This is a genomic window from Silvibacterium dinghuense, assembly GCF_004123295.1.
Taxonomy (GTDB): Bacteria; Acidobacteriota; Terriglobia; order Terriglobales; family Acidobacteriaceae; genus Silvibacterium; species Silvibacterium dinghuense.
The window spans coordinates 903692-926769 of record NZ_SDMK01000002.1 but is presented as its reverse complement, the minus strand read 5'-3'; the positions used below and the strand labels follow the sequence as shown (position 1 = coordinate 926769).

Annotated in this window: 13 protein-coding genes; 11 read left to right on the top strand and 2 right to left on the bottom strand. The window is 61.9% G+C overall.

The window, feature by feature from the left end; translation table 11 throughout:
- Positions 1–69 precede the first annotated feature (69 nt).
- The 8 genes from ESZ00_RS13040 (at position 70) to ESZ00_RS13005 (ending at position 14918) form a co-directional block, all read left to right on the top strand.
- On the top strand, positions 70–5406 hold the full coding sequence (locus ESZ00_RS13040) for a cellulose synthase subunit BcsC-related outer membrane protein (protein ID WP_164981503.1): 5337 nt from the start codon (positions 70–72) through the stop codon (positions 5404–5406).
- Between the two features lie 196 nt (positions 5407–5602).
- Entirely contained in the window at positions 5603–6868 is a 1266-nt protein-coding gene (locus tag ESZ00_RS13035) for an efflux RND transporter periplasmic adaptor subunit (protein ID WP_129208689.1), read from the top strand.
- Between the two features lie 60 nt (positions 6869–6928).
- Entirely contained in the window at positions 6929–7651 is a 723-nt protein-coding gene (locus tag ESZ00_RS13030; RefSeq protein WP_129208688.1) for an ABC transporter ATP-binding protein, read from the top strand.
- Positions 7652–7781: 130 nt separating this feature from the next.
- Positions 7782–8489, top strand: coding sequence for an ABC transporter ATP-binding protein (locus tag ESZ00_RS13025; protein WP_129208687.1), 708 nt, complete (start codon positions 7782–7784; stop codon positions 8487–8489).
- Entirely contained in the window at positions 8489–10555 is a 2067-nt protein-coding gene (locus ESZ00_RS13020; protein ID WP_229741250.1) for a TolC family protein, read from the top strand. The genes ESZ00_RS13025 and ESZ00_RS13020 overlap by 1 nt, the downstream gene beginning before the upstream one ends.
- Positions 10556–10619: 64 nt before the next feature.
- On the top strand, positions 10620–12032 hold the full coding sequence (locus tag ESZ00_RS13015) for a sigma-54-dependent transcriptional regulator (protein ID WP_129208686.1): 1413 nt from the start codon (positions 10620–10622) through the stop codon (positions 12030–12032).
- Positions 12022–13593 carry a sensor histidine kinase gene (locus ESZ00_RS13010; protein ID WP_229741248.1) on the top strand — a complete coding sequence of 524 codons (1572 nt, stop codon included), beginning with the start codon at positions 12022–12024 and terminating at the stop codon, positions 13591–13593. The genes ESZ00_RS13015 and ESZ00_RS13010 overlap by 11 nt, the downstream gene beginning before the upstream one ends.
- A gap of 50 nt (positions 13594–13643) precedes the next feature.
- On the top strand, positions 13644–14918 hold the full coding sequence (locus ESZ00_RS13005) for a homoserine dehydrogenase (RefSeq protein ID WP_129208685.1): 1275 nt from the start codon (positions 13644–13646) through the stop codon (positions 14916–14918).
- 136 nt (positions 14919–15054) lie between these two features.
- On the opposite strand, the gene ESZ00_RS13000 is transcribed toward ESZ00_RS13005, so the two are convergent.
- Positions 15055–16302: a DUF1501 domain-containing protein gene (locus ESZ00_RS13000; protein WP_129208684.1), complete on the bottom strand. Its 1248-nt coding sequence runs from the start codon at positions 16300–16302 to the stop codon at positions 15055–15057.
- A gap of 125 nt (positions 16303–16427) precedes the next feature.
- A complete protein-coding gene (locus tag ESZ00_RS12995; RefSeq protein ID WP_129208683.1) occupies positions 16428–17633 on the bottom strand; it encodes a VWA domain-containing protein in 1206 nt (401 codons plus the stop codon).
- A gap of 135 nt (positions 17634–17768) precedes the next feature.
- Between ESZ00_RS12995 and ESZ00_RS12990 the strand changes: the two genes are divergently transcribed.
- The 3 genes from ESZ00_RS12990 (at position 17769) to ESZ00_RS12980 (ending at position 23078) form a co-directional block, all read left to right on the top strand.
- On the top strand, positions 17769–19583 hold the full coding sequence (locus ESZ00_RS12990; RefSeq protein WP_476749593.1) for a SpoIVB peptidase S55 domain-containing protein: 1815 nt from the start codon (positions 17769–17771) through the stop codon (positions 19581–19583).
- A gap of 68 nt (positions 19584–19651) precedes the next feature.
- Positions 19652–20659, top strand: a complete 1008-nt coding sequence (locus ESZ00_RS12985) for an NAD(P)-dependent alcohol dehydrogenase (protein ID WP_129208681.1) — start codon at positions 19652–19654, stop codon at positions 20657–20659.
- 295 nt (positions 20660–20954) lie between these two features.
- On the top strand, positions 20955–23078 hold the full coding sequence (locus tag ESZ00_RS12980; RefSeq protein ID WP_229741246.1) for a WD40 repeat domain-containing protein: 2124 nt from the start codon (positions 20955–20957) through the stop codon (positions 23076–23078).

Sequence of the window (23078 nt, the reverse complement as noted above, 5' to 3'; positions counted from 1 at the left end):
AATGAACGCAGTCACGGAGGTCTGCCAGCAATGATGCCGATCTTCCCCGAAACCCGAACCCGCCAGAGCATGCCTGAGAGTCTGCCTATCGATCCATTGCGAGTGCGCCTGCTGCGCGCCGCAACTGCCGCTCTTTATACGCCTGCTGCAGCCGGGCGTCTTACGCTGCTTGCGGTGCTGATGACTGCGTCCACTTTGCCTGCGGTTGCACAGTCTTCTGCTGTGCGGATTCTGCTCGATCGCGCTCACTCGCAGGAACAGTCCGGTCATATGGACTTGGCGGCTCAGACATGGCAGCAGATTCTGCTTGCCGAGCCGAATAACACGGAGGCATTGGCCGGGCTGGCACGCTGGGCGCGCCTGGCCGGGAACAATGCCCAGGCGGAGAAGTATCTCGAGCGGCTGAAGCAGATTAATCCTGCCGATCCGAATATTTCCCATATTCAGAATCTTTCCAGCGCGCGGGTGCAGCATCAGCGGCTCGAAGAGGCTGCGAAGCTCGCGCAGAATGGCCATCCGCAGGAGGCGCTGGCAGCTTATCGCGGCATTTTCGGCAGCCAGCCTCCGGATGGGGACTGGGCGCTTGCCTACTACGACACCATGGCTTCCGTGCCGGCGGAGCGGGACGGCGCGATTGAAGGGCTGCGCGGGCTGGTGCGCAAATACCCCGGGGATAATCGCTATGCCATTACGCTTGGCCGCATCCTGACCTACGCGCCGAAGACTCGTGTGGAAGGTGAGCGCCTGCTGAGGGAACAGGGACAGGATGCGAATGCGCAGGCTGCGTTGCACCAGGCCCTGGTCTGGGACGCGCAGAACCCGGGCGCTGCGCCGGCCATCCGTGATTACCTCAAAGAGCATAAGGATGAAAATCTGGCGCGCAGCCTCTCCGAGGCCGAAGCGCGGCAGACGGCTCCCAGCCCAGCTACGGCGCAGAATGCCGCGGAGGGAGCGGCGTATCGGGCGCTTTCCGCAAACCGTGCGGATGAGGCCGAGTCGCGTTTCCAGGCGCTGCTCGCGCAGCAGCCGCACAATCCTCGTGCTCTTGCCGGCATGGGTTTTGTGCGCATGAAGCAAGGTAATTTCGCCGACGCCGTGCATTATCTCGAGCAGGCGGAGCAAAACGGTTCGCACGATCATGCCGTGGAGAACTCGCTGGTGACAGCGCGCTTCTGGAACACGATGCAGCAGGGGACTGCGGCGTTGAATGACAACCGCACGGCCGATGCCATTGCCAGCTACCAGGCCGCGCTTGCGCTTCGTCCCGATGCGCCGGAGGCGCTCGAAGGGCTGAGCGGCGCATACATGAAGGCCGGGCAGTTTGTCGATGCGGTCTCTGTCTACCAGAAGCTGGTGAAGCTGCAGCCTGCTTCACGCGAAGCATGGCGTGGACTCTTCGATGCACAGGTTCAGTCCTCGCAGTACAGCGATGCCCTGGCGACGGCGCGCAGCCTGCCGCCTGTTGTGCGCGACCCGCTGGCGCAGGACCCGCAGTACCTGACGAATCTGTCCGCAGCCTACAAGGCCACCGGTCAGGATGCCGAGGCGCAGCGCGTTCTGGCGCAGGCGCTGACACTGCCTTTCCCGGATAACGGCCGAGGCTTGAAGACCTCAACGCGTCTGCAGTATGCCGGTCTGTTAGCGGCGAACCAGCGCTACGAGCAGGCTGCGGGGCTCTATCGCGACATCCTTGCCGACGATCCAATGAATGTTCCGGCGTGGCAGGGACTGGTTTCTGTCCAGCATCAGTCGAATCACGATGAGGATGCGGTTGCGACCATCGAACGCATGCCGCCTTCTGCCTATGAATCGGCGATGCAGGACGGAGGATTCCTGTCGCTGGTGGCTGCGATCTATCAGCAGCAGAATCATCCGGATATTGCGCAGGGATTTCTCGAGCGGGCGGCAAAACTCGTTTCCAGCAAGGGACAGACCGTTCCCATTGCGTTGCAGCTGCAGATCGCCGCTATCCGGCTTGAGCAGAATGATCCGGCCGGAGCGTATGCCATTTACCGGCAGGTGCTCCTTGCGCATCCGGAGCATCTTGATGGCTGGAAGGGACTGATGTCCGCTCTGCATCAGACCGGACACGACACCGATGCGCTGGCGCAGATTCAGCAGATTCCGCCGGAGATCCGCCGCCAGCTCGAGTCCGATCCCGATTATTTGCAGACTGTGGCCGCCATCTACGCTGCGACCGGCAACCAGCGCGCCGCGCTGGAGATCATTACCGGGATTCAGGGGTATTACCGTGCCCGGCACATCGCTCCACCCGCGGACACGGATATTCAGGGCGCATGGCTGTTGTTCAATGCGGGCAATGATGCGATCGGTGCGACAGCTCTTACGGCGGAGCGCGATCTCTATCGCACGCTCATGGCGTTGGGCAGCCGCACCGATCTCACCGACGATCAGCGCCGCCGCGTGCAGACAATCTGGGCCTCGTGGAGCGTGCGCCGCGCCGGACAGGCCACGGAGCAGAATGACTCGCACCGGGCGCTGGAGATTCTCACCGCTGCGCAGCAGGCCTTTCCCGGCAATCCGGATGTGACGAAAGCATTGGCAGGAGGCTATCTCCGCGCGGGGCAGCCGAAGCAGGCGCTGGCGATCTACAACTCGCCGGAGCTGGCCGATGCGATGCAGAACCCGACGGTTTCCGATTACCAGGGAATGATCGGCGCTGCGCTGGCTGTGCCCAATCTGACGCAGGCCGAGAGCTGGCTGAACAAGGCCATGGCGACCTATCCCAACGATCCAAATGTGCTGGCGCTGGCTGCTCGCTTTGAGCAGGCGCGCGGCGACAACGCGCGCGCAGCGGCCTACTGGAAGGCCTCGATTGCCGCGATGCCTCCGGTCAGTCCGGCAAACCAGCTGGCTCACATTCTCGACCGTCCGGATATTGTGAATCCGTCGCGCAGCCTTTCAACGCCCGGGCTTGCCAGCCTGCTCGATCCGGATGGACAGACATCGCCGCAGGTTGCGCCCGCGCTTCCGGGCTACAACAACAGCGGCACAACCGATGTGGCGACCGCGCAGACTCCGGTGCTGCTCGGAGCCGATCCGCTGCATACCGGATCTGCGCCTGTGAACCTGAACGGGCAGGGAATCAGCGACGGTTCCCGCACCACGACGACAACAACGACGACCACGACATACGCGCCTGCGCACACGGCAGCACGCCATGCGACAGTGGCTCATCCTTCCGCTTCCAGCAGTATCACTACCACCACTACCGCTGAACCCAAGGCCTCACCTGCCACAACGCAGATACGTCGCCGTCGTCCGGCCAGCTCTTCTTCCGATGCTTCCGGCGATCGCACGATGACTACCACGCACACGGTGACTATCTATAGTGGCGGTTCCGGTTCCGCTTCATCCGGCTCTGCTTCATCTGGCACGGCTCCGGACAGTTCCGGGCGCGCCTCGGCAGGCGGGCGTCTGGGAGACTATTCTCCGCAGTCTTCGCTGCATATGCCGATGATCCAGGCCGGACGCATGCCGGACTCCGTTCCCGGGGAGCGCATCACGCAGCAGCCAGTATCGGAGAGGGCGCGATCTTCCGATGCCTTTGCACCGCCCGCGCTGCCGCAGGCCCGCGCCGATGCCGATCTTGCCACTGCCAATCCGGACGGCAGCGGAGGCAATGTTCAGCTGCATCTTGGCATTACCGCAGCCAATCCGACGGAGGCGCACTGGAATACCCTCGCCGTGGCCAGCCCGGCGCCGATGCCGCAGCCGAGCTCCGCGCCTGTCGAGCTGACGCTCGATTCCAGCCGCGCGATCGAGTATGTCCCGAGCGGTTCGGCTTCGATCGAGGCTTACAACACCGCAACGGCAGCTCTCGCGGATGCCCAGAGGCCGGTGGAAGCGACGTATCTTGAGCCGCAGACGGAATATGGACCGCAGCAGGTTACCCAGACTTGGACAGGATCGGGGACCGGTGCGGGACAAACGCCGTATCTGCCGTCTCAGCTGAATCTCTCGCAGCCGATCAGCACCACTACGACGACCACACAATCGACTCTTCCGCAGACGCCAGCGCAGCAGGTTCTCAGCGGATGGGCTCCGGTGAAGCAGACCACCACTACGGTGACGACCATCGCTCAAAATGAGCAGGGGCCGCTGACGGATGTGCCGCAACAGCAGAACCTGCCGCCGCTTCGTGGCCCTTGGGGCGCGAAGCGCGTCATCAGGCAGCGCGATCCGCGTGAGGATGCGGCGATGCAGCTGGCCATGATCGAAGGCGGTTACAGCCCGTGGCTCGGAGGCACCGGCTTCGTCAACCACCGCACCGGTACCGCGGGCATCGACCAGCTCACGCTCTTCGAGGCTCCATTCGAGGCGTCCACTCCGCTGGGAGGCTCGGCTCGGCTGACCGTCGTCACCACGCCGTCGTTCCTCGACACGGGCGCGCTGGTCGCCAGCACTACCGACACGACCGTGGGCGGAGGCACGACGGCGAATCAGCTCGGCACGTTGGCTCCCGGCTCGGCTGCGGAACAGCAGAATGCCTCGGGCGTGGGCGGCGAGCTGCAGCTCTCGGCTGCGAACTGGGGCGGCGCCGTAGGGTATACGCCGTATGAGTTCCTGGTGAGCAACGTGACAGGCCGTTTCAACTGGCGGCCGGGTGCGGGGCCGTTGACCTTCACCTTCAATCGCGATGCGGTCAAGGATTCGCAGCTCTCCTATGCCGGTATGCGCGATCCCGGCTCGGCCAGTGCGACCTACTCCGGCAATATCTGGGGCGGTGTCATCTCGAACGCGTTCAATGCCCAGTTTGCCAAGGGCGATGCGAAGTCGGGCTACTACATCGGCATGGGTGGGCAGGTGCTGAGGGGACACCATGTCGAAGACAATCACCGCATCGACGGTGTAGCCGGCGCGTACTGGCACGTGCTCGCTGTGCCGGATACCGGAGACCTGACGATCGGCGCGAACTTCTTCGGCATGCACTATGCCAATAACCTGCGCTACTTCACCTATGGCCAGGGTGGATACTTCTCACCCAGTGCTTATATGCTGGCGAATATCCCGGTGACCTGGAGCGGCCGGTACGGTGTGAATCTGCACTATACGGTGGCTGGAGCCTTCGGCCTGCAGGCCTTCCAGGAAGAGGCGACACCACTCTTTCCGCTCGATCCCTCGCTGCAGACGGCCAATGACAACCCGTACTATTCGGCGCAGTCGGTGGTGGGCAGCAACTACGATCTCCATGGCGAGCTGGCTTACCACCTGACGGATCACTGGTATATCGGAGGCTTTCTGGCCCTGAACAATACCCGTGATTACGCCAGCCAGACGGTCGGCTTCTTCGTCCGCTTCCTCGGACGCGCGCAGTATCCATCCGAGCTTGGACCGACGGGGTTGTTTCCGTACCAGGGCAACCGGCCGATGCTGGTGCCGTAACAGCAGTTGTCAGGGTTCCGAGCTCAGGGCTCAGAAAACCTGCAGGGAACGGGGGTGTCCATTCGTGGACACCCCCGTTCCGTTAGCGGCCAGCCGGTTTTGAGAGCCGCGACGATGATCTTCGCTAACTCATTGAATTCACGTTGCATCCGTGGTGTAAAAGATTGGCGCACCGCGTGCACTAGGTGTGGTCGGAATGGATATCGCCCGGCCTGACATCAAGAAAAAGAAGCTGCGCCGCAATGCGGTGTGGATTGTCATCGGAGTCGTCGCTCTCGCAGCGGTTGCCTTCTTCGTGTACCGCCTCAAGCCTGCCGCTCCGCCGGTTGACGCCAGTACGATCTGGCCCGACACGGTGAAACGCGGCCCGCTGGTGGTCCAGGTGCACGGTCTCGGCACGCTGGTTCCGCGCGAAGACTCGATCGAGCTCATTCCGGCACAGACCGATGCCACGGTGGTACGCATCCGCGTATTGCCCGGCACCAAGGTGACGCCGGATACGATCCTCATGGATCTTGCCGATCCGGAGCTGGAGCAGCAACTGCTGAGTGCGCAGCTGGCGCTCAAGGGCGCCGAGGCTGACTACAAGAGCCTTCAGGCGACGCTTGAGAGTACGCTGATGGACAAGAAGACGGCGGCCGCGCAGGTCAATGCCGACTATTCTCAGGATCAGCTGCAGGCGCAGACGGACAAGAAGCTCTACGAGCTGGGTGTGATCTCCGGACTGGCGTACAGCAAGTCCAAGGGCACCGCCGATCAGCTGACCACGCAGCACGATCTCAGCCAGCAGCAGCTCGAGGTCAACCGCAAGGCGATCGAAGTGCAGCTGGCTTCTTCGCAGGCGAAGATCGACCAGGCAAAGGCGCAGCTCGCTCTCTACGAGAAGCAGTCGGCGGCATTGCAGGTGAAGGCAGGCATCAGCGGCGTGCTCGCTCCGCTGGCGACGCCGGTCCAGGTAGGTCAGCATGTGGCGGTGGGCACGTCGGTCGCGGAGGTTGTTCAGCTCGACAAGCTCAAGGCCGCGTTGCAGATCGCCGAGACGCAGGCGCACGATATCCAGCTCGGACAGCCGGCCGAGGTCGATACGCATAACGGCATCGTCCAGGGTCACGTGATCCGCATTGATCCCTCTGTTGTGAACGGAACGCGCACCGTTGACGTATCACTCGATGGAGCCCTGCCCCCGGGCGCGGTTCCGCAGTTGAGCGTGGACGGCACCATCGATCAGGAGCGGCTGCAGGATGTGCTGTATGTCGGGCGACCGGCCTTCGGCAATCCGGACAGCACCATCAGCCTCTTCCGCATCGATGCTGACGGCAAGACGGCCACGCGGGTCCAGGTCAAGGTAGGAAAGGCTTCGGTGACGGAGATTCAGATCCTCAACGGTTTGAAGGAAGGCGATCGCGTCATTCTTTCCGACATGTCGAGGTATGACGCCACCGATAAGGTTCGGCTCGACTAACCCCGCACCACGCCGCGTTGACAGCGAAGTTTGAGAGATCAGAAAGAAGGAGCAGAGGGCATGACGGAAACAAGGCAGCCGCTGATTGAGATCGAAGGCCTTACCAAGGTCTTCTATACCGACGAGATCGAGACACACGCACTCTCGGGCATCCACCTCAACATTCACAAAGGTGAGTACGTCGCCATGTCCGGCCCCTCGGGCTGCGGCAAGTCGACGCTGCTCTCGATCATCGGCCTGCTGGACACGCCGACCGGAGGCAAGTATCAGCTCAACGGCCATGCGGTCGAGAACCTGAACTTTGCCCAGCGCTCGCGCATCCGCAACCAGGAGATCGGCTTCATCTTCCAGAGCTTCAACCTGATCGGCGATCTCACGGTTTACGAGAATGTCGAGCTGCCGCTGACCTATCGCACCGGCATGTCGGCTGCCGAGAGAAAAAGACGGGTCCAGGAGTCGCTCGAGCGTGTCTCGATGGCGCACCGCATGAAGCACTATCCTTCGCAGCTCTCCGGTGGTCAGCAGCAGCGTGTGGCCGTGGCGCGCGCGCTGGCGGGTTCGCCCTCGATCCTGCTGGCGGACGAACCGACCGGTAACCTCGACTCGCGCAATGGCGAAGCCGTGATGGAGCTGCTGCAGAACCTGCACCGCGAAGGTGCGACGATCTGCATGGTGACGCACGATCCGCGTTTTGCCCGTCATGCCGAGCGCAACATCCACCTCTTTGACGGCAAAGTCGTTGCCGAAGGCGATGCTCTCGAACCGGCGCTCGAAGCCCGGTAAGGCTCGCGTGCTCGTTCGGAGTCTCTGATACACCGGCCGTCTGCCGCTCTTCAGGATTGCGCAGGCGGCCCGGGCCCTTTTGCCCGCGGCCATGGACCCGCTTGTCTTCAGCCGCCTTTCAAGGAAGCACATGATCCAGTTACGAAATATCGAGCGCAGCTACAAGACCGGGGCCGGACAGAACTGGGTGCTACGCCGCATCAACCTCGATATCCGCGAAGGCGAATTCCTCACCATCATGGGCCCATCCGGCGCAGGGAAGTCTTCGCTGCTGAACGTTCTCGCCCTGCTCGACGACCAATGGGCCGGAGAGTACTGGTTCAAGGACGAGCCGGTGCACGCGATGAACCGCAAGCAGCGCGCCGAGCTGGCCAAGCGGCACATCGGCATGGTCTTCCAGAGTTATCACCTGCTCGACGACCTGACGGTGCAGGAGAACATCGACCTGCCGCTCTCCTACAAGAACATGCCGCGCAATGAGCGCCAGGGGCTGGTGGCCGATACGCTCGACCGCTTCCAGATTGTCGGCAAGAAGGATCTCTATCCTTCGCAGCTTTCGGGAGGCCAGCAGCAGCTGGTGGGCATTGCCCGCGCTGTGATTCACCGGCCGGCGCTGTTGCTCGCCGATGAGCCGACCGGCAACCTGCATTCGAGCCAGGCCAAGGAAATCATGGAGCTCTTCAAGCAGCTCAATGACCAGGGCACCACGATCGTGCAGGTAACGCACTCGGAGGTGAATGCGGCCTTCGGAAGCCGCGTGATCGAAGTTCGCGATGGCTGGATGACGATGGATTCGGCGAATCCCGGTTTACAGGTTCCCACGGAGGTGAAGGTCTAGTGCGCGGTACTCGTCAGGATTCACGGCCCAGTTCCCGGTCTCGCGTTCAGCCTCAGCCGCAGTGGAAGCGTCTCTGCGCAGCATCGCTGGCGATTGCTCTCGGGCCTTCAGGTTTCGCTCCTGCGGCTTTTGCGCAGGTGCAGGACACCAGCCAGGCTCCGAATGCGCCTGCAGCGACAGCCACACAGCCGGCGCAGTCCAACAGCATTGCGCAGCAGGCGCAGATGGCACGGCAGGAGCAGTCGGGGCCGGTCTCTGCGCCGCAGATGCCCTTCCACGTCACGCTGCCGCACTCCTACAATCCGTTTGCGCCGTACAGGGCCAGTGATGTGCCGGCGGCGAACCTGACGAACTCACCGCGTCTCGGGTCGCTGATGCGCGACGGCAAGCTCTATCTCTCCCTGAAGGATGCGATTGCGCTGGCGCTTGAGAACAATCTCGATATCGCGTTCTATCGCTACAACCTGCCCATTGCCGATACGGATATTCTCCGTACAAAGGCAGGCGGCCAGGCGAATGGTGTGGCTACGAATGTCTCATCGAATACGGAGGGCGGGGCATCAGGAACGTCTTCTTCGAACGCTGGTGTTTCGGCAACTGGTAGCGGTGGTGGCGCCGGCGGTGCGGGTGGTCTTGTGACCTCGACGCTCGGCGCTGGCAGTGCGATCAACTCCTTCGATCCGGTTGTGAGCGTGCAGGGATTTGTCGATCACACTACGGCAACCGAGACCAACAGCGTCCTCTACGGTATCCCGACTGTCAAGTACAACACGATCGAATTTCTCTACGGCTATTCGCAGGCGTATCCGACCGGTACGAGCTTCAGTCTGAACTATGAAGGGCAGCGGCAGACCTCGAACATTCCGGAAAATATTCTCAATCCGCAGATTTATTCCGCATTTGAGCTTTCCGTGAATCAGCCTCTGTTGCAGGGGTTCGGGCTTGCCACGAACGAGCGCTACATTCATATCGCCAAGAAGAATCGCCAACTCACCGACTTAGGCTTCCGTGCCCAGGTGATCGCCACGGTGACACAAGTGGAAAACATCTACTGGGATCTGGTGAGTGCTTATCAGGATGAGCAGATCAAGGAGCATTCGCTGGCTTATGCGAACGAGACGCTTTCCGACGATCAGAAGCAGCTCGATCTGAAGGCGATTCCAGCGATGCAGGTGATGAAAGATCAATCCGCCGTGGCTACCAGCGAAGGCGATCTGACCGTCGCCAAGGCCACCCTGCATTTGAACGAGATGCTCATCAAAGACGCGCTGACCAAGACGCTGGACGATCCGGCGCTGGCTGAAATGCCGGTGATTCCGCTCGATCTGCAAGGCTCAGACGATCCGAATTCGGATGCTCCCATCGATGCTTTGATCGAGCAGGCGGAGAAGAATCGTCCGGATGTCTCGATGGACGACCTGGCAATGCAGATTGCACAGAACAATCTGAAGACGGTCAAAAATGAATTGCTGCCGTCGCTCAGCCTGTATGGCAATTTCTATGGTTCCGGTTACGGCGGGCAGTTGAATCCAGCGTGCCTTGAAGCCGGCTATAGCGCGGAGTACTGCTCGACGACACTGCCCGGGGGCATCGGGGGTGCGTTACAGGATACCTTCAATTATTCGTCGCCGGAATATACCGTCGGTTTCAAGCTCAACCTTACGTTGCGCAACCGCGTGGCAAAGGCTGACCAGTTCCGTGCTGTACTTGAATATCGTCAGAAGGAGTTGACCTTCGAGGCTCAAAAGAAACAGATCCGCTTCGACGTGCGCAACTCGCAGTATGCTCTGCAGCAGGCCAAGGCCCGCGTGCTGGCGGCGGAGAAGGCGCGCGACCTGGCCCAGAAAACCTTCGACGTTGCCAAGCAGGAGCAACAGCTTGGTGCTATGTCGAGCTACGATACGCTTACCTCGGAGCAGGCGCTCGCGCTTGCGGAGTCAACGCTGGCTGTGGCTCAGGGCGCCTACGAGAAGACGAAGGTCGATATCGATCGCGCAACCGGCAGCACGCTGGACCGCATGGATGTGTCGATCGACGATGCGAAGTCCGGAGTCGTCACGCACTAAGATCTGTCTGGGGGTAGCGTCTCGCGTTACCCTGAAGAGTTGTCTTTGAAAGCAGTCCATGGCTATGAATTCTCAACTTGAAGCAGCGGGTGTTGTGGCAGAGTCTCGCCGCACGCCCTGCGTGCTTGTCGCCGATGACCAGCCTCATATTCTGGAAGCCCTCGAACTTCTTCTTGAGCCCGAGGGCTTTCGCCTGGAGACGGCGCGCTCACCTTACATGGTGCTGGAAGCACTCATGTCCGGGAGCTACGACGCGCTGCTGATCGATCTGAATTACACGCGTGATACGACCTCGGGCAAGGAGGGACTCGATCTTCTGTCGCAGATCAAGTCCTACGATCCGCAGATGCCGGTCATTGTGATGACGGCCTGGGCCAACGTGGAGGTTGCCGTCGAAGCGATGCGGCGCGGTGCGCAGGACTTCATCCAGAAGCCCTGGGACAATGCGCGGCTGCTGACGATTCTGCGCACACAGATTGAGCTGCACGAGGCTGTGCGGCGGGCCCAGCGGCTGGAGGCGGAGAACCGCATGCTGCGCGCACAAGGGCTGCCGGAAATGATCGCCACTGCGCCTGTAATGCAGTCGGTGCTGGCAACCATGGCGCGCATCGGCCCCTCGGATGCGAATGTGCTCGTGACCGGTGAGCATGGCACCGGCAAGGAGGTCATAGCGCAGACGCTGCATGCGTTGTCGCAGCGTGCCTCGCGCACGCTGGTCGCTGTGAACACCGGGGCGCTGCCGGAGGGAACCTTTGAGAGCGAGCTGTTCGGGCATGTGAAGGGCGCGTTTACCGATGCACGCACCGAGCGCATTGGCCGATTCGAGCTGGCCGACGGCGGCACACTCTTTCTCGATGAGATTGCCAATATCCCGATGCGGCAGCAGGCCAAGCTGCTGCGCGTGCTGGAGACAGGCGAGATGGAACGCGTGGGCTCGTCGAAGACGCGGCGCGTGGATGTGCGCGTGCTCTCGGCGACCAATGCCGATCTTCGTGCCGAAGTGGAGGCCGGACGCTTCCGCGCCGACCTGCTCTTCCGCCTGAATACGGTGGAGATTCACCTGCCGCCGCTGCGCGAGCGCCGCGAGGACATTCCATTGCTTGCCGCGCATTTTCTTGCCCGTTATGCGCAGCGCTACCGGAAGCAGGTGGCGGGGTTCGACCCCGGCGCGATCCAGGCTCTGCTGCACTATGTGTGGCCAGGCAATGTCCGCGAGCTCGACCACACGATCGAGCGTGCGGTGCTGATGGCCCGCGGATCGCAGATTGAAGCGATCGATCTCGGCCTCTCGCAGGGTCGTGTTTCAGGCTCTTCCAACCTCGGTCCCAGCCTCGAAGAGATGAGTCTGGAGTCCGTCGAGAGTATCCTCATCCGCAAAGCCCTCTCGCGTTCCAATGGCAACGTGAGTCAGGCGGCAGAAGCCCTCGGCCTGAGCCGGGGAGCGCTCTACCGGCGGATGGAAAAGTATGGCATCTAGGAACTCCCGGAGACGAAACAGGGGTAAACACAACCGGCCGATCAGTGGACGCCTCAGCTTCGAGGCGCGGCTGCGGCTTTATTCCTGTCTGCTGAGCCTTCCGACTCTGGGATTTCTGCTGTGGCTGCTGATGGTGGAGCGGCTGACGGCTGCGGCGATTGTCAGCATCATGACCATTGCCGCGCTGGCCATGCTGCTGGCCATTGCTTCCTTCATGGATCAGGTGGTGCGCCCGTTGCAGACGCTGGCCAACGTGGTAGCGGCACTGCGCGAGGAGGATTATTCCTTCCGCGCACGGGGAGCGCGGCCGGACGATCCCTTCGGCGACCTGGCAATTGAGATTAACGCACTGGCAGACATGCACCAGGCGCAGCGGCTGGGAGCACTCGAGGCTGCGGCGCTCTTCCGGCGGGTGATCGCCGAACTGGATGCTCCGGTGCTGGCCTTTGACCAGTACCAGGCGCTGCGTTTGGTGAATCCTGCTGCGGAGCGGCTCTTTGTTCTGAATCCGGCCCGCGATCTCGGACGCTTCGCGATCCATCTGCGACTGGACTATCTTTTGCAGCAGCCGGATGAAGGCATCCTTCATTTCGATGGCCATCCCGGCACCTCTCCTGCGTCTGCAGGGCAGCCTGCACGCTCGCCCACCCGCTGGATGGTGCACCGCAGCACCTTCCGCCAGCACGGCGAGCCGCATACGCTGGTGATGCTCTCCGATGTTTCGACGGCGCTGCGTGAAGAGGAGCGGCAGGCATGGCAGCGGCTGATTCGCGTGCTGGGGCATGAGATCAGTAATTCGCTGACACCGATCAAGTCGATTGCTGGAAGCCTGCGCAGCCGTCTGCCTCGACCGGAAGCCGCGGCTGTGCCTCCGGACTTCGATCGAGGACTTTCAGTGATTGAGGGCCGCGCCGAGTCATTGCATCGCTTTGTGCAGGCCTATCGTCAGCTGGCCCAGCTTCCTGCGCCGGTACTGCGCCCCATCGCGGTATGGCCTCTGCTTGAGCGCACGGTGCGCCTCGAGCAGAGACTGGAAGTGATGCTTGAGCCTGCGGACGACGTGCAGGGCCTTGAGGTTCTGGCTGATCCCGACCAGATGGAGCAACTGCTGATCAACCTGATCCGCAATGCGGTGGAAGCTGCGCAGACAGCCGCGGAGGAGGCGCAGGGTGGAGGTATCCATGCCGCGGCCGCGCCGCTGGATGCGCATCTTACGGTGCCCGAGGTGACGGTGCGTACCCGTCTGCATGCGCAGCAGCTTGCCATCCTGATTGAAGACAACGGCCCCGGTCTTACCAATCCGTCCAATCTTTTTGTGCCTTTCTACACCACGAAGAAATCCGGCAGCGGTGTCGGCCTGGCATTAGCCCGGCAGATCGCCGAGGGGCATGGCGGAACGCTCGAGCTGATGAACCGCGAGCCTCACGGCTGCCGCGCCGAGTTGCGTATTCCGCTGATTCCCGCGCCGGAACCAGATGCGGAAAATCATGACGAGGAAGATGACGAGGTTCCACTCCAGTCCTTTCTCTCCGGAAGCATGCCTGCAAGCGAGGGCAGGTAAAGGCGGATTGTCATATACCCTAAGAGCAAACCTCACTCACGGAGCAAGAAGTGCCGTCACCTGCATCTCCTCTGAAAGTCGCCGTTCTTGGTTTTGGGACCGTTGGCAGCTCGGTCGCGCGCATTCTCGTCGATCGCCAGCCCCAGGGCCTGGTGCTCACGCACATCTACAACCGCAACATCGCGCGCAAGAAGAAGGACTGGGTGCCTTCGACGGTCTGCTGGACGGAGGACATTGAGACGATTCTGAGCTCCGATGCGGATGTCATCGTCGAGCTGATGGGCGGGCTTGACCCCGTCGCTGGCTGGGTGGAGCGTGCGCTGGCCTCGGGCAAGTCGGTGGTGACGGCAAACAAGAAGCTGATCGCGACACAGGGTATTGCGCTCGAGAAGCTGGCCCGCTCGAAGGGTGCGCATCTGCTCTATGGTGCGGCGGTCGCTGGCGGTATCCCGGTGATTCCGGGCCTCCAGCAGGGACTTGCCGGTGATCAGGTACTGCGCATCGAGGGCATTCTGAACGGCACCTGCAATTTCATCCTTTCGAAGATGGAGCAGGGCGCCGAGTATGCCGACGTGCTCAAGGAAGCGCAGGAGCTCGGCTATGCCGAGGCCGATCCGACGGAGGATGTGGATGGCTTCGACGCCCGTGCCAAGCTGGTGATCCTCTCCCGCCTGGCGCTGCGCGCCGACCTTGATCCGTCCGAGATCCCCTGCCGGTCGATTCGCGCGGTTTCGGCGATTGATTTTGCCTATGCCAAGGAGCTGGACTGCACGATCCGGCAGATTTCGCGGGCAGAGATTCGCGGCGAGGATCTTGCCTCGGGCGATGTACTGGCGAGCGTGGGACCGATGCTGGTGCCGAAGGCTTCGCCGCTGGCCTGGTCGCACGGGACGGAGAATACGGTGCTGGTGGGCGGCAAATACGGCGGAGACGTGGTCTTCTCCGGGCATGGCGCCGGTGGTCATCCGACGGCGGTCGCTGTGGTCTCAGACCTGATTTCGATGGCGCACGGCTCGCGGGCTGTCGATCTGCCCAGCCGCAAGACGGCACTGGGCGGCGAGTTCCTGCTGCGGCACTCGATCCGCTTTGTTGTAGACGACCGTCCGGGGATCATCGCGGAGATTGCGCAGGCGCTGGCTGTGGAGGGGATCAACATCCACGCCATCTTCCAGAAGCCGGGCTTCGAGACCTCGAATCTGCCGTTCGTGGTGACGGTTGAACCCTGTACCAGCTCCTGTCTGCGGCGCGCACTCGACCGGATCGAGACGATGTCCTGCCTGCTGGAGAAGCCTTTCGCCCTGCAGATCCTGGAACCGGAAGGCTGAGGTCTCCGGTTTCTGCCCCGGTCTGAGAAACGAGAAAGGCAGGAGCCAGGCTCCTGCCTTTTCTGTTGTTGCAGGCTGTTTCTGAAGTATCGCTTGAGAGAAGCCGCGGAGTCGTTACTAGCTGGATGCCTTCAAGTTATGCTTTAAGGAGTCCAGGAAAACGATTGGATTGAATGCCGGAATCGGGGAATACGGCATTAAGATTCCGGGCTCCCAGTGTTTTATAGACAGACTCTCCTAAAACCTGCCGGAAGTCGGTGGTGATGGCCAGATCCCGCTCCTCGTAGAGCTGGTTCTTCTCCATGCCGGGCCACTTGCCGTAGACCTTGCCTCCGGCAACCTGCCCGCCCATGACGAACATGACATTGGCGTGGCCGTGGTCGGTGCCGCCGGTGCCGTTCTGATGGACGGTGCGGCCGAACTCGGACATGGTGACCAGGGTGATGCTTTCAGCCTGGTCTCCCATATCGGTCCAGAAGGCGGCGAGGCTCTCGCTCATCTCCTTGAGGCGGCCGGCAAGCTGACCATTGACGGAGCCCTGGTTCTGATGCGTGTCCCAGCCGCCGATGTCGGCGAAGGCGGTCTCGACGCCGAGATTGGCTTTGAGAAGCTGGGCGATCTGCTTCATGCTGTTGCCGAAGGCGGTGTTCGGGTAGTTTGCTCCAGCCGCGGGAACGTAGGATGCCGGATTGGTGGCCTTGAGCATGCGTACGGCTTCAAAGGTTTCCTGCCCGGTGCCGTGGAGAACGGCATTCACGCTCTCGTCGTACATGGTTGAGAAATCCTGCGTGGGTTCCGCGGCTCCGACGGTGAAGTTCTTTACATTGTTGACGGCTACTGCCGGTATTCGGCCCTGCAGGGTGCGCGGAAGCTGCGTGCCGAGCGCAACGGCCCGGAAGGGGGACTCGCCATGATGGGCCGGGGTTTCGGTGGCGAGGGCGCGGTTCAGCCAACCGTCGTTGGTGGCCTTCATGCCCGGGGTGCCCGATTCCATGAAGTCCTGGGCATCGAAGTGGGAGCGCGTCGGGTCCGGCGATCCGCAGGCGTGGACGATGGCCAGATGCTTCTGGTTCCAGAGCGGTTTCAGAGGGGCCATGGCCGGATGGAATCCGAAGAATCCGTCGAGATCGAGTACCTGCTTCTGGGGAATGGCGATGGTGGGCCGTACGTCGTAGTAGGCCTTTTCGCGCCAGGGGACGACGATGTTCAGGCCGTCGGCTGCGCCGCGCTGGAAGATGACCACCAGCCGCTTGCCTTGAGCCTGCGCCGTGGTGGCCTGGGCCAGAACCGAACGGGTGAGAAAGGAAGGGATGGCCGCAGTGCCGACGACAGCCAGGGCGCCGCTCTTCAGAAAGGCCCGGCGTGTTGGGAAGGGGAGAGGCATGGCAGGCTCCAAGCGCTGATACCTTCTTTTCTGCCTGAAATCAGCGCCTCAATGGTATCCAACCGCAGTGCCGCTCAAAAGTCGCCCCGGCGGGCCAAATTTATCTTCCGGCGTTCCGTTTCAGGCTATTCGACTTCCTGCTTGGCCTTGTAACCGTCGCGGGAGATGATGTCGTACTTGAGCGGCTTGTGCTTTTCATCCTGCATGCGGAGCGGGTGGCCCTCGTTGTCGACCAGCTCGATCTGGATCTTGCGGTAGGTGCCGTCGAGCTTCTGGTTGGTCGGCGTGTAGGTCAGCACATACTGGTTGCGGATCGACTCGTTGATCATGCCGAAGTCATCCGGCAGCTCCCCGGAAAAGCGGGGGAAGAAGGACATGCCGCCGGTCATCCGCGCGAAGGTATTCATTTGGTTGTCGGCCTGGAGGTAGTTCATGTCGCGGATCTGGCCGCTCATGCCGCCGCGGCCTTCGGTCATGGTCCGTACCCACTGTCCGGTGCTGATGGTGAAGATGGTGACATTGGGGGTGGCGCGGATCTTCTGCAGCACCTTGTCCAGATTGATCTTCGAGAAGGTATCGCGCCCGGAGGAGATGAGCACGATGTACTTGCGGCCTTCGACGCGGCTGAGGCGGTCGAGCGTCTGGTAGAGCGCGTCGAAGAGATTGGTCTCGTGCCAGGTGGGGAGGGTCAGCGTGTTGAGCGCGCTCATGACCTGACGCTTGTCGGTGGTGAAGTCCGTCAGGATTTGAGTGTGCATGTCATAGGTCATGACGGCGACATAGTCGTCCGGACGCAGCTGCTGGGCGAAGGTCCAGGCGGCGTTGCGCATGTCATTGATGAAGTAATAACTGTTGGCTGCAAACTCCAGCAGCATGACGGCGGTGATGGGCGCCTTGATCTGCTGGAAGTGCGTGACCTGCTGCGGCTGCCCGTCTTCCCATACGCGGAAATTCGCCTGCTGCAGATTGGGTACGAACTGGTGCGTCTTCTCAAGGATCACGCCTACATCCACTGAAACTTCCGGCACGTTTACGCGCAGGGAGAGGGTGCCCATGCCTGCGGGGTTCTTCGGTGGCGGCGGGGGCAGCGGGGGGGGAGTATCGTCCTTCTCTTTTTTCTTGGGGATGGCGATGGCGCCGTTGTCGCCGGTCGGGCCGCCATCCTGCGGCGCAGTCTGATCCTGCTGCGGCGGAGTCGAGGTTTGCGTCGTCTGCTGCTGCGCAGGCTGGGTGGTGGAGTCACTTTGCTGACCCAAAGCCTGGACTGATCCCGGAACGAGGACGAGCAGTGAAGTCAGCGCAACTGCAAAACGGCCGGAGACGGATTTCATGGCTAGCCACCATTGTGGTCTCAAGGCCGGTTCTCAGCAAGCGGGATGTGATCTGTGCCTCGGAGCCTGCTTTGCTCTAGTCTAAAAAGCGTGCACCGTCTGACTTTGGACCTCCTTCGCCGTACGTCCCGGCTCGTGCTGGCTCTTGCCTGTGTTTCTTGCGCAGCGCTTCAGGCGGAGACTCCTGTTCCGCCTCCTTCCAATACGGTTTTTCCCCTGTCGCAGGTGCATCGCGGCCTGCATGGGACGGCATGGACGGTCTTTGAAGGCACAGCGCCCGAGCCCATGGATGTTGAAATTCTCGGCGTGCTGCACAATGCCATCGGCCCGCATCAGGACATGATTCTGGCGCGGCTCCATGGCCAGAAGCCGGAATATACCGGGGTGGTCGCGGGCATGAGCGGCAGCCCTGTCTATATAGATGGCAAGCTTGCCGGCGCGCTGGCCTATCGCATCGGCGTCTTCAGCAAGGAGCCGATCTGCGGCATCACGCCGATTGAGCAGATGCTGCAGGTGCGTGACGAGGTCTCTGAAGAGACGATGCAGGTGGCAGAAGCGCGTGCGGGCGCTCCAGTTGCATCGGAGGCGGTGGCTGCGGGTGTGTCCAGGAGAGAAACGGGGGATGCTTCGCTTGCCGCGCTGGTTCCGGGTGCTTCGCTGATCCGGCCGATTGATACACCGCTGATCTTCTCGGGATTTGCTCCGGAGGCGTTGCAGCTTTGGAAGGAGCATGCGCCCGACCTGGGCTTGATGCCGGTGGCCGGTATCGGCGGGGCGGGGTCAGAGGCCGACGATGCGGCGAGTGCCGGTGATCCGGTGATTCCGGGCTCGGCGGTGAGTGCGATCCTGGTGCGCGGCGATCTGGACATTGCTGCGACCTGCACGGTGACCTACGTGGATGCGAAGCATCTGCTGGCCTGCGGGCATCCGATTACGCAGTTCGGTCCGGTTTCGATGCCGATGACGCGCGCCGACGTGGTAGCGACCCTGCCTTCGGAATACAACGCCTTCAAGATTGTGAACACAACGTCGACGATCGGCTCCTTTACGCAGGATCGCGAGACGGCGATCATGGGGCAGTTTCATCTGGATGCGCGCATGATTCCTCTGACGGTGCATATCGCGCAGCAGGGAAGCTTAGCGGATGCGAAGACGCTGCACCTGGAGGTTGTCGATCAGGAACAGGTCACGCCTTCGGCGGTGATGGTGTCGGTATACCAGGGGCTGATGGAGTCGAATCATTATGCCGCGGAGACGACCTACCGCATTCGTGCGCAGGTGCGGCTTAAGGGCTATCCGGAGGTGCAGCTGGAAAACCTGATTGCTCCCTCCGATCTTGCTCCGGCAAGCCTGATGGCCGCGGTGGTGCTGGGGCAGTCGTTCACGAAGCTGTATGAGAATGCCGGGCGGCGCACACCGATCGAAGGCATCGCGGTCGATGTGGAGGCGATCCCCGGCCGTCGCACGGTGGAGATTCAGCAGGCGACCATTGACCGGAACGAGGCGAAGGCGGGCAGTACGATTTCCGTGCAGGTGACGCTCCAGCCCTGGCATGGCGAGGTGAAAAATGTGCTCATCCCCATTACGCTGCCTGCCAACCTGCCCAGCGGCAAGGTGCGCCTGCTGGTGAGTGATGGGGCCACGCTCGACCGTATCCTGCAGCCGCCGCAGATGGGTGGGCCCGGTCTCGATGTGACGGCGACGATTGCGCAGCTGAATGCTCAGCATGCGAGCGACCGGCTCTATGTAACGCTGCTCGCTCCCGATCCGCAGATCGGCATGGAAGGGCGTACGCTGACGGCTGTTCCGCTTTCGCTGGCCAACGCTCTGGAGCCCGGACATGATCATCATTCTGTGTCTTTGAATGGCGAGTCTGCGATTCCTCTGGCATCGCTTCCGGTCGATGCTGTTTTGAATGGTCAGCAGGTGATAGCAATCCGGGTAGAATAGGTTGGACCTTCGTGCCGGCGGATTTTTCAGCCGGCATTCCGATCCGCATCATCGACAGGTTGGACGCAATGTCATTCATTCAGGGCTATGCTGTGCACGCAGCCGGGGCGGAACTCCTGCCCTTCAAGTACAAAACCGGCGAACTGAATCCCTACGACGTGGAAGTGCGCATCTCGCATTGTGGCGTCTGCCATTCCGATGCTCACCTCATCGACAATGACTGGGGCATCAGCCAGTATCCGCTGATCCCCGGCCATGAGATCGTGGGCATGGTTTCGGCGGTGGGCTCGGCGGTGCTCGGGCTGGAGGTGGGGACGCGCGTGGGCATTGGGTGGCAGGCCAACTCCTGCGGACGCTGCGAATGGTGCCGCAAGGGAGAAGAGAATCTCTGCGCCAGCGCTCAGCCGACCTGCGTGCATCGGCATGGCGGTTTTGCCGATGCGATCCGCGTGAATGCGCGTTTTGCGGTGCCGCTGCCGGAGTCGCTGGAGAGCGATACGACGGCGCCGTTGTTGTGCGCGGGTATCACGGTATATTCGCCGCTGCGCAGCCTGGGCATTAACCCGACCTCGCGCGTGGGCATCATCGGCCTGGGGGGATTGGGGCACCTTGCGGTGCAGTTCGCCCGCGTCTTCGGCGCGGAGGTGACGGCAATTTCCACGTCTGCCTCGAAGGAGCAGGAGGCTCGCGAGCTGGGCGCGCATCATTTTGTGAACTCGCGCGAGTCGAAGTCCATCAAGGAGCTGACGGGCAGCTTCGACCTTATTATCTCGACCATTACAGCGGATCTTGACTGGGCCGCATTCGTGCAGACGCTCCGTCCGCATGGCACGCTCTGTTTTGTCGGCGCACCGGAGAAGCCGATCTCGCTCCCGGGCTTTCCGCTGATCTCGGTGCAGCGCAGCGTCTGCGGATCGAACACGGGCAGCCCGGGCCGCATTGCCGAGATGCTCGATGTGGCCGCGCGCCACAATATCCGGGCTCGCATTGAGAGTTTCCGCATGTCCGAGGCCAACCAGGCGCTGGGACGGCTGCGCAAGGGGCAGCTTCGCTACCGCGCGGTGCTGGGAAACTAACCGCTCAGGGCGGCTGCTCCGCGTAGGGCGGATTGCCTTCGGCCTCCGCTCCCTCTGGTCGCGGGACTGGCCGTCCGGGCGATTGCGCCTCATGCCACTGCTCCCATGCGACTGGAAAACAGCAGACCCCTCCACTTCGCTCCGCTCCGGTCGGGATGACAAGACATTGGGGTCGTTCCCGCATCACTGCTAGACTTTTTGCAGCATGATGCGTCGGTCTTCGGCACTCCTTCTTCCTCTCTTCGCATTCTCCCTCTTCCCATTGCACCTGCATGCGCAGGGCACGAAGCTCTGGTTGCAATCCAGCTATGAAGAGCTGGAAAAGGGAAAGCCTGAAGGGGTCGCGATCACCAGCGACGGCCACCTGATTGCCGGACCTTCGAGCCGCCTTGTCACCACGACGCCTTCGACTTATCTCTGGTCCGTTGCCGCCGATAAGGACGGGAACGCGTATGTCGCCACCGGGACACCGGCTACGGTGCTGCGCATTACTCCCGATGGCAAGACGACGAAGCTCTTCACGACGAAAGATCTGAGCGTGCAGGCGGTGCGTGTCGGGCCGGATGGTGCGGTGTATGCGGCGACGTTGCCCTCGGGCAAGGTGTACCGGCTCGATCCGCAGGCAACGGATCGCACCGAAGAGAATGCCACGCTGGTTTTCGATCCTGCCGCTACGCAGGAGAAGCCGAAGTATGTCTGGGACATGGCTTTCGATGCGCAGGGACGGCTCTACATCGCGGCCGGCGGACCGGCGGCGGTGTACCGGGTTGCGCCTGGCGGCAAGCCAGAGCTCTTTTTCAAGAGCGACGAGGAGCATATCCGCTCGCTGGCCTTTGCGCCGGATGGCAATCTCATCGCAGGTTCGGACGGCACCGGGCTGGTGTACCGCATCGATCGCAATGGCAAGGGATATGTGATCTATGACGCACCGAAGCGTGAGATCACCTCGGTAGCCGTTTCACCGCAGGGAGCGGTCTACGCCGCCGCGGTGGGCGAGAAGGGGCACAACTCGCTGCCGACGCTGCCGGTACAGGGAAATGTATCTGTTACAGCGACGATTACAGTTGTGCAGCCGGGTTCGGTGCAGGCATTCAACGGCAACACGGTGATTCCCGATGGCTCGGAGATTGTAGAGATTGCCGCGAATGGCGCGCCGCGCAAGCTCTGGTCCGGGCATGACGATATTGTTTACGCGCTGCGCTGGACGCCGCAGGGACTTGTCGCGGCGACCGGCAATCGCGGGCGAATCTATCGCATCCAGGAAGATGGCACCTTTGCGGATATTGTGCACCTCGATTCCTCGCAGGCGACGGGCTTTGCGGACACGGCGCGGGGGACGTGGGTAGCGACTGCGAACACCGGCAAGCTCTATCTGCTCTCGCATGACGACGCGCCAGACGGCAGCTACACCAGCGATGTCTTCGATGCCGGAGTCTTCTCGCAGTGGGGACGCGCCGAGGTGGATTCTTCCGCTGCGGCTCCGGCTTCGGCCTTTGAGCTTTATGCCCGCGCTGGAAACATTGAAAACCCCGAGCGAGCTTGGAGCGACTGGAAAAAGGTGACGCCGAATGACGGTGCGATCGGTGTCGATGCGGCGCGTTTCGTACAGTGGAAGGCTGTGCTGCATCCGGGCGCCAATCTGGATTCTGTCGGAGTGAACTATCTGCCGGTGAATGTGGCTCCGGTGGTCGATGAGATTGTGGTGCAGACGGGCGTGCGAGCAAATACGGCTGCTGCGATGCCGTCCTTGCCTCAGCCTACGACAATCAACTTTCCCACACCGCAGAACGCAGGGATCATCAACCTGGGACAGGAGCCCGGGCGTGAGCCGTTGCCCGGCATTCGCGACAAGTCGGCAGTGACGGCGCGCTGGCTCGCGCATGACGACAATGGCGACGATCTTGTCTTCTCGATTTACTATCGCGGCGATGGCGAGCAGAACTGGCAGCTCCTGAAGGACAAGGTGACGGACCGCTTCCTCACCTTTGACGCCGCCGCTTTGCCCGATGGGCCGTATCACCTGAAGATCGTGGCCAGCGATGCGCCTTCGCATAATCCGGGCGATGCGCTGAGCGGCGAGCGAGTGAGCGAGCGGTTTGTGATCGATACGACGCCGCCGAATATCACAGGCATGACGGCGAAACTGGTTACAGGCAGGATTCATGTCGAGCTTTCAGCTACGGATGCCGCGACGCCGATCGATCATGCGGAGTACTCCGTGGATGCAGGGCCGTGGCAGTATGTCGAGCCGGTCGGCCATATCTCCGACTCGCTGACCGAGCATTATGCCTTCGATGCAACGCTGCATCCGCTACAGCCGGGCGAGCCTGCTCCGGTGAATGCGAGCGAGCACACGGTTACGGTGCGCGTATATGACCGCTATGACAATATGGTGGCCGCAAAGAGCGTGGTGCGCTAA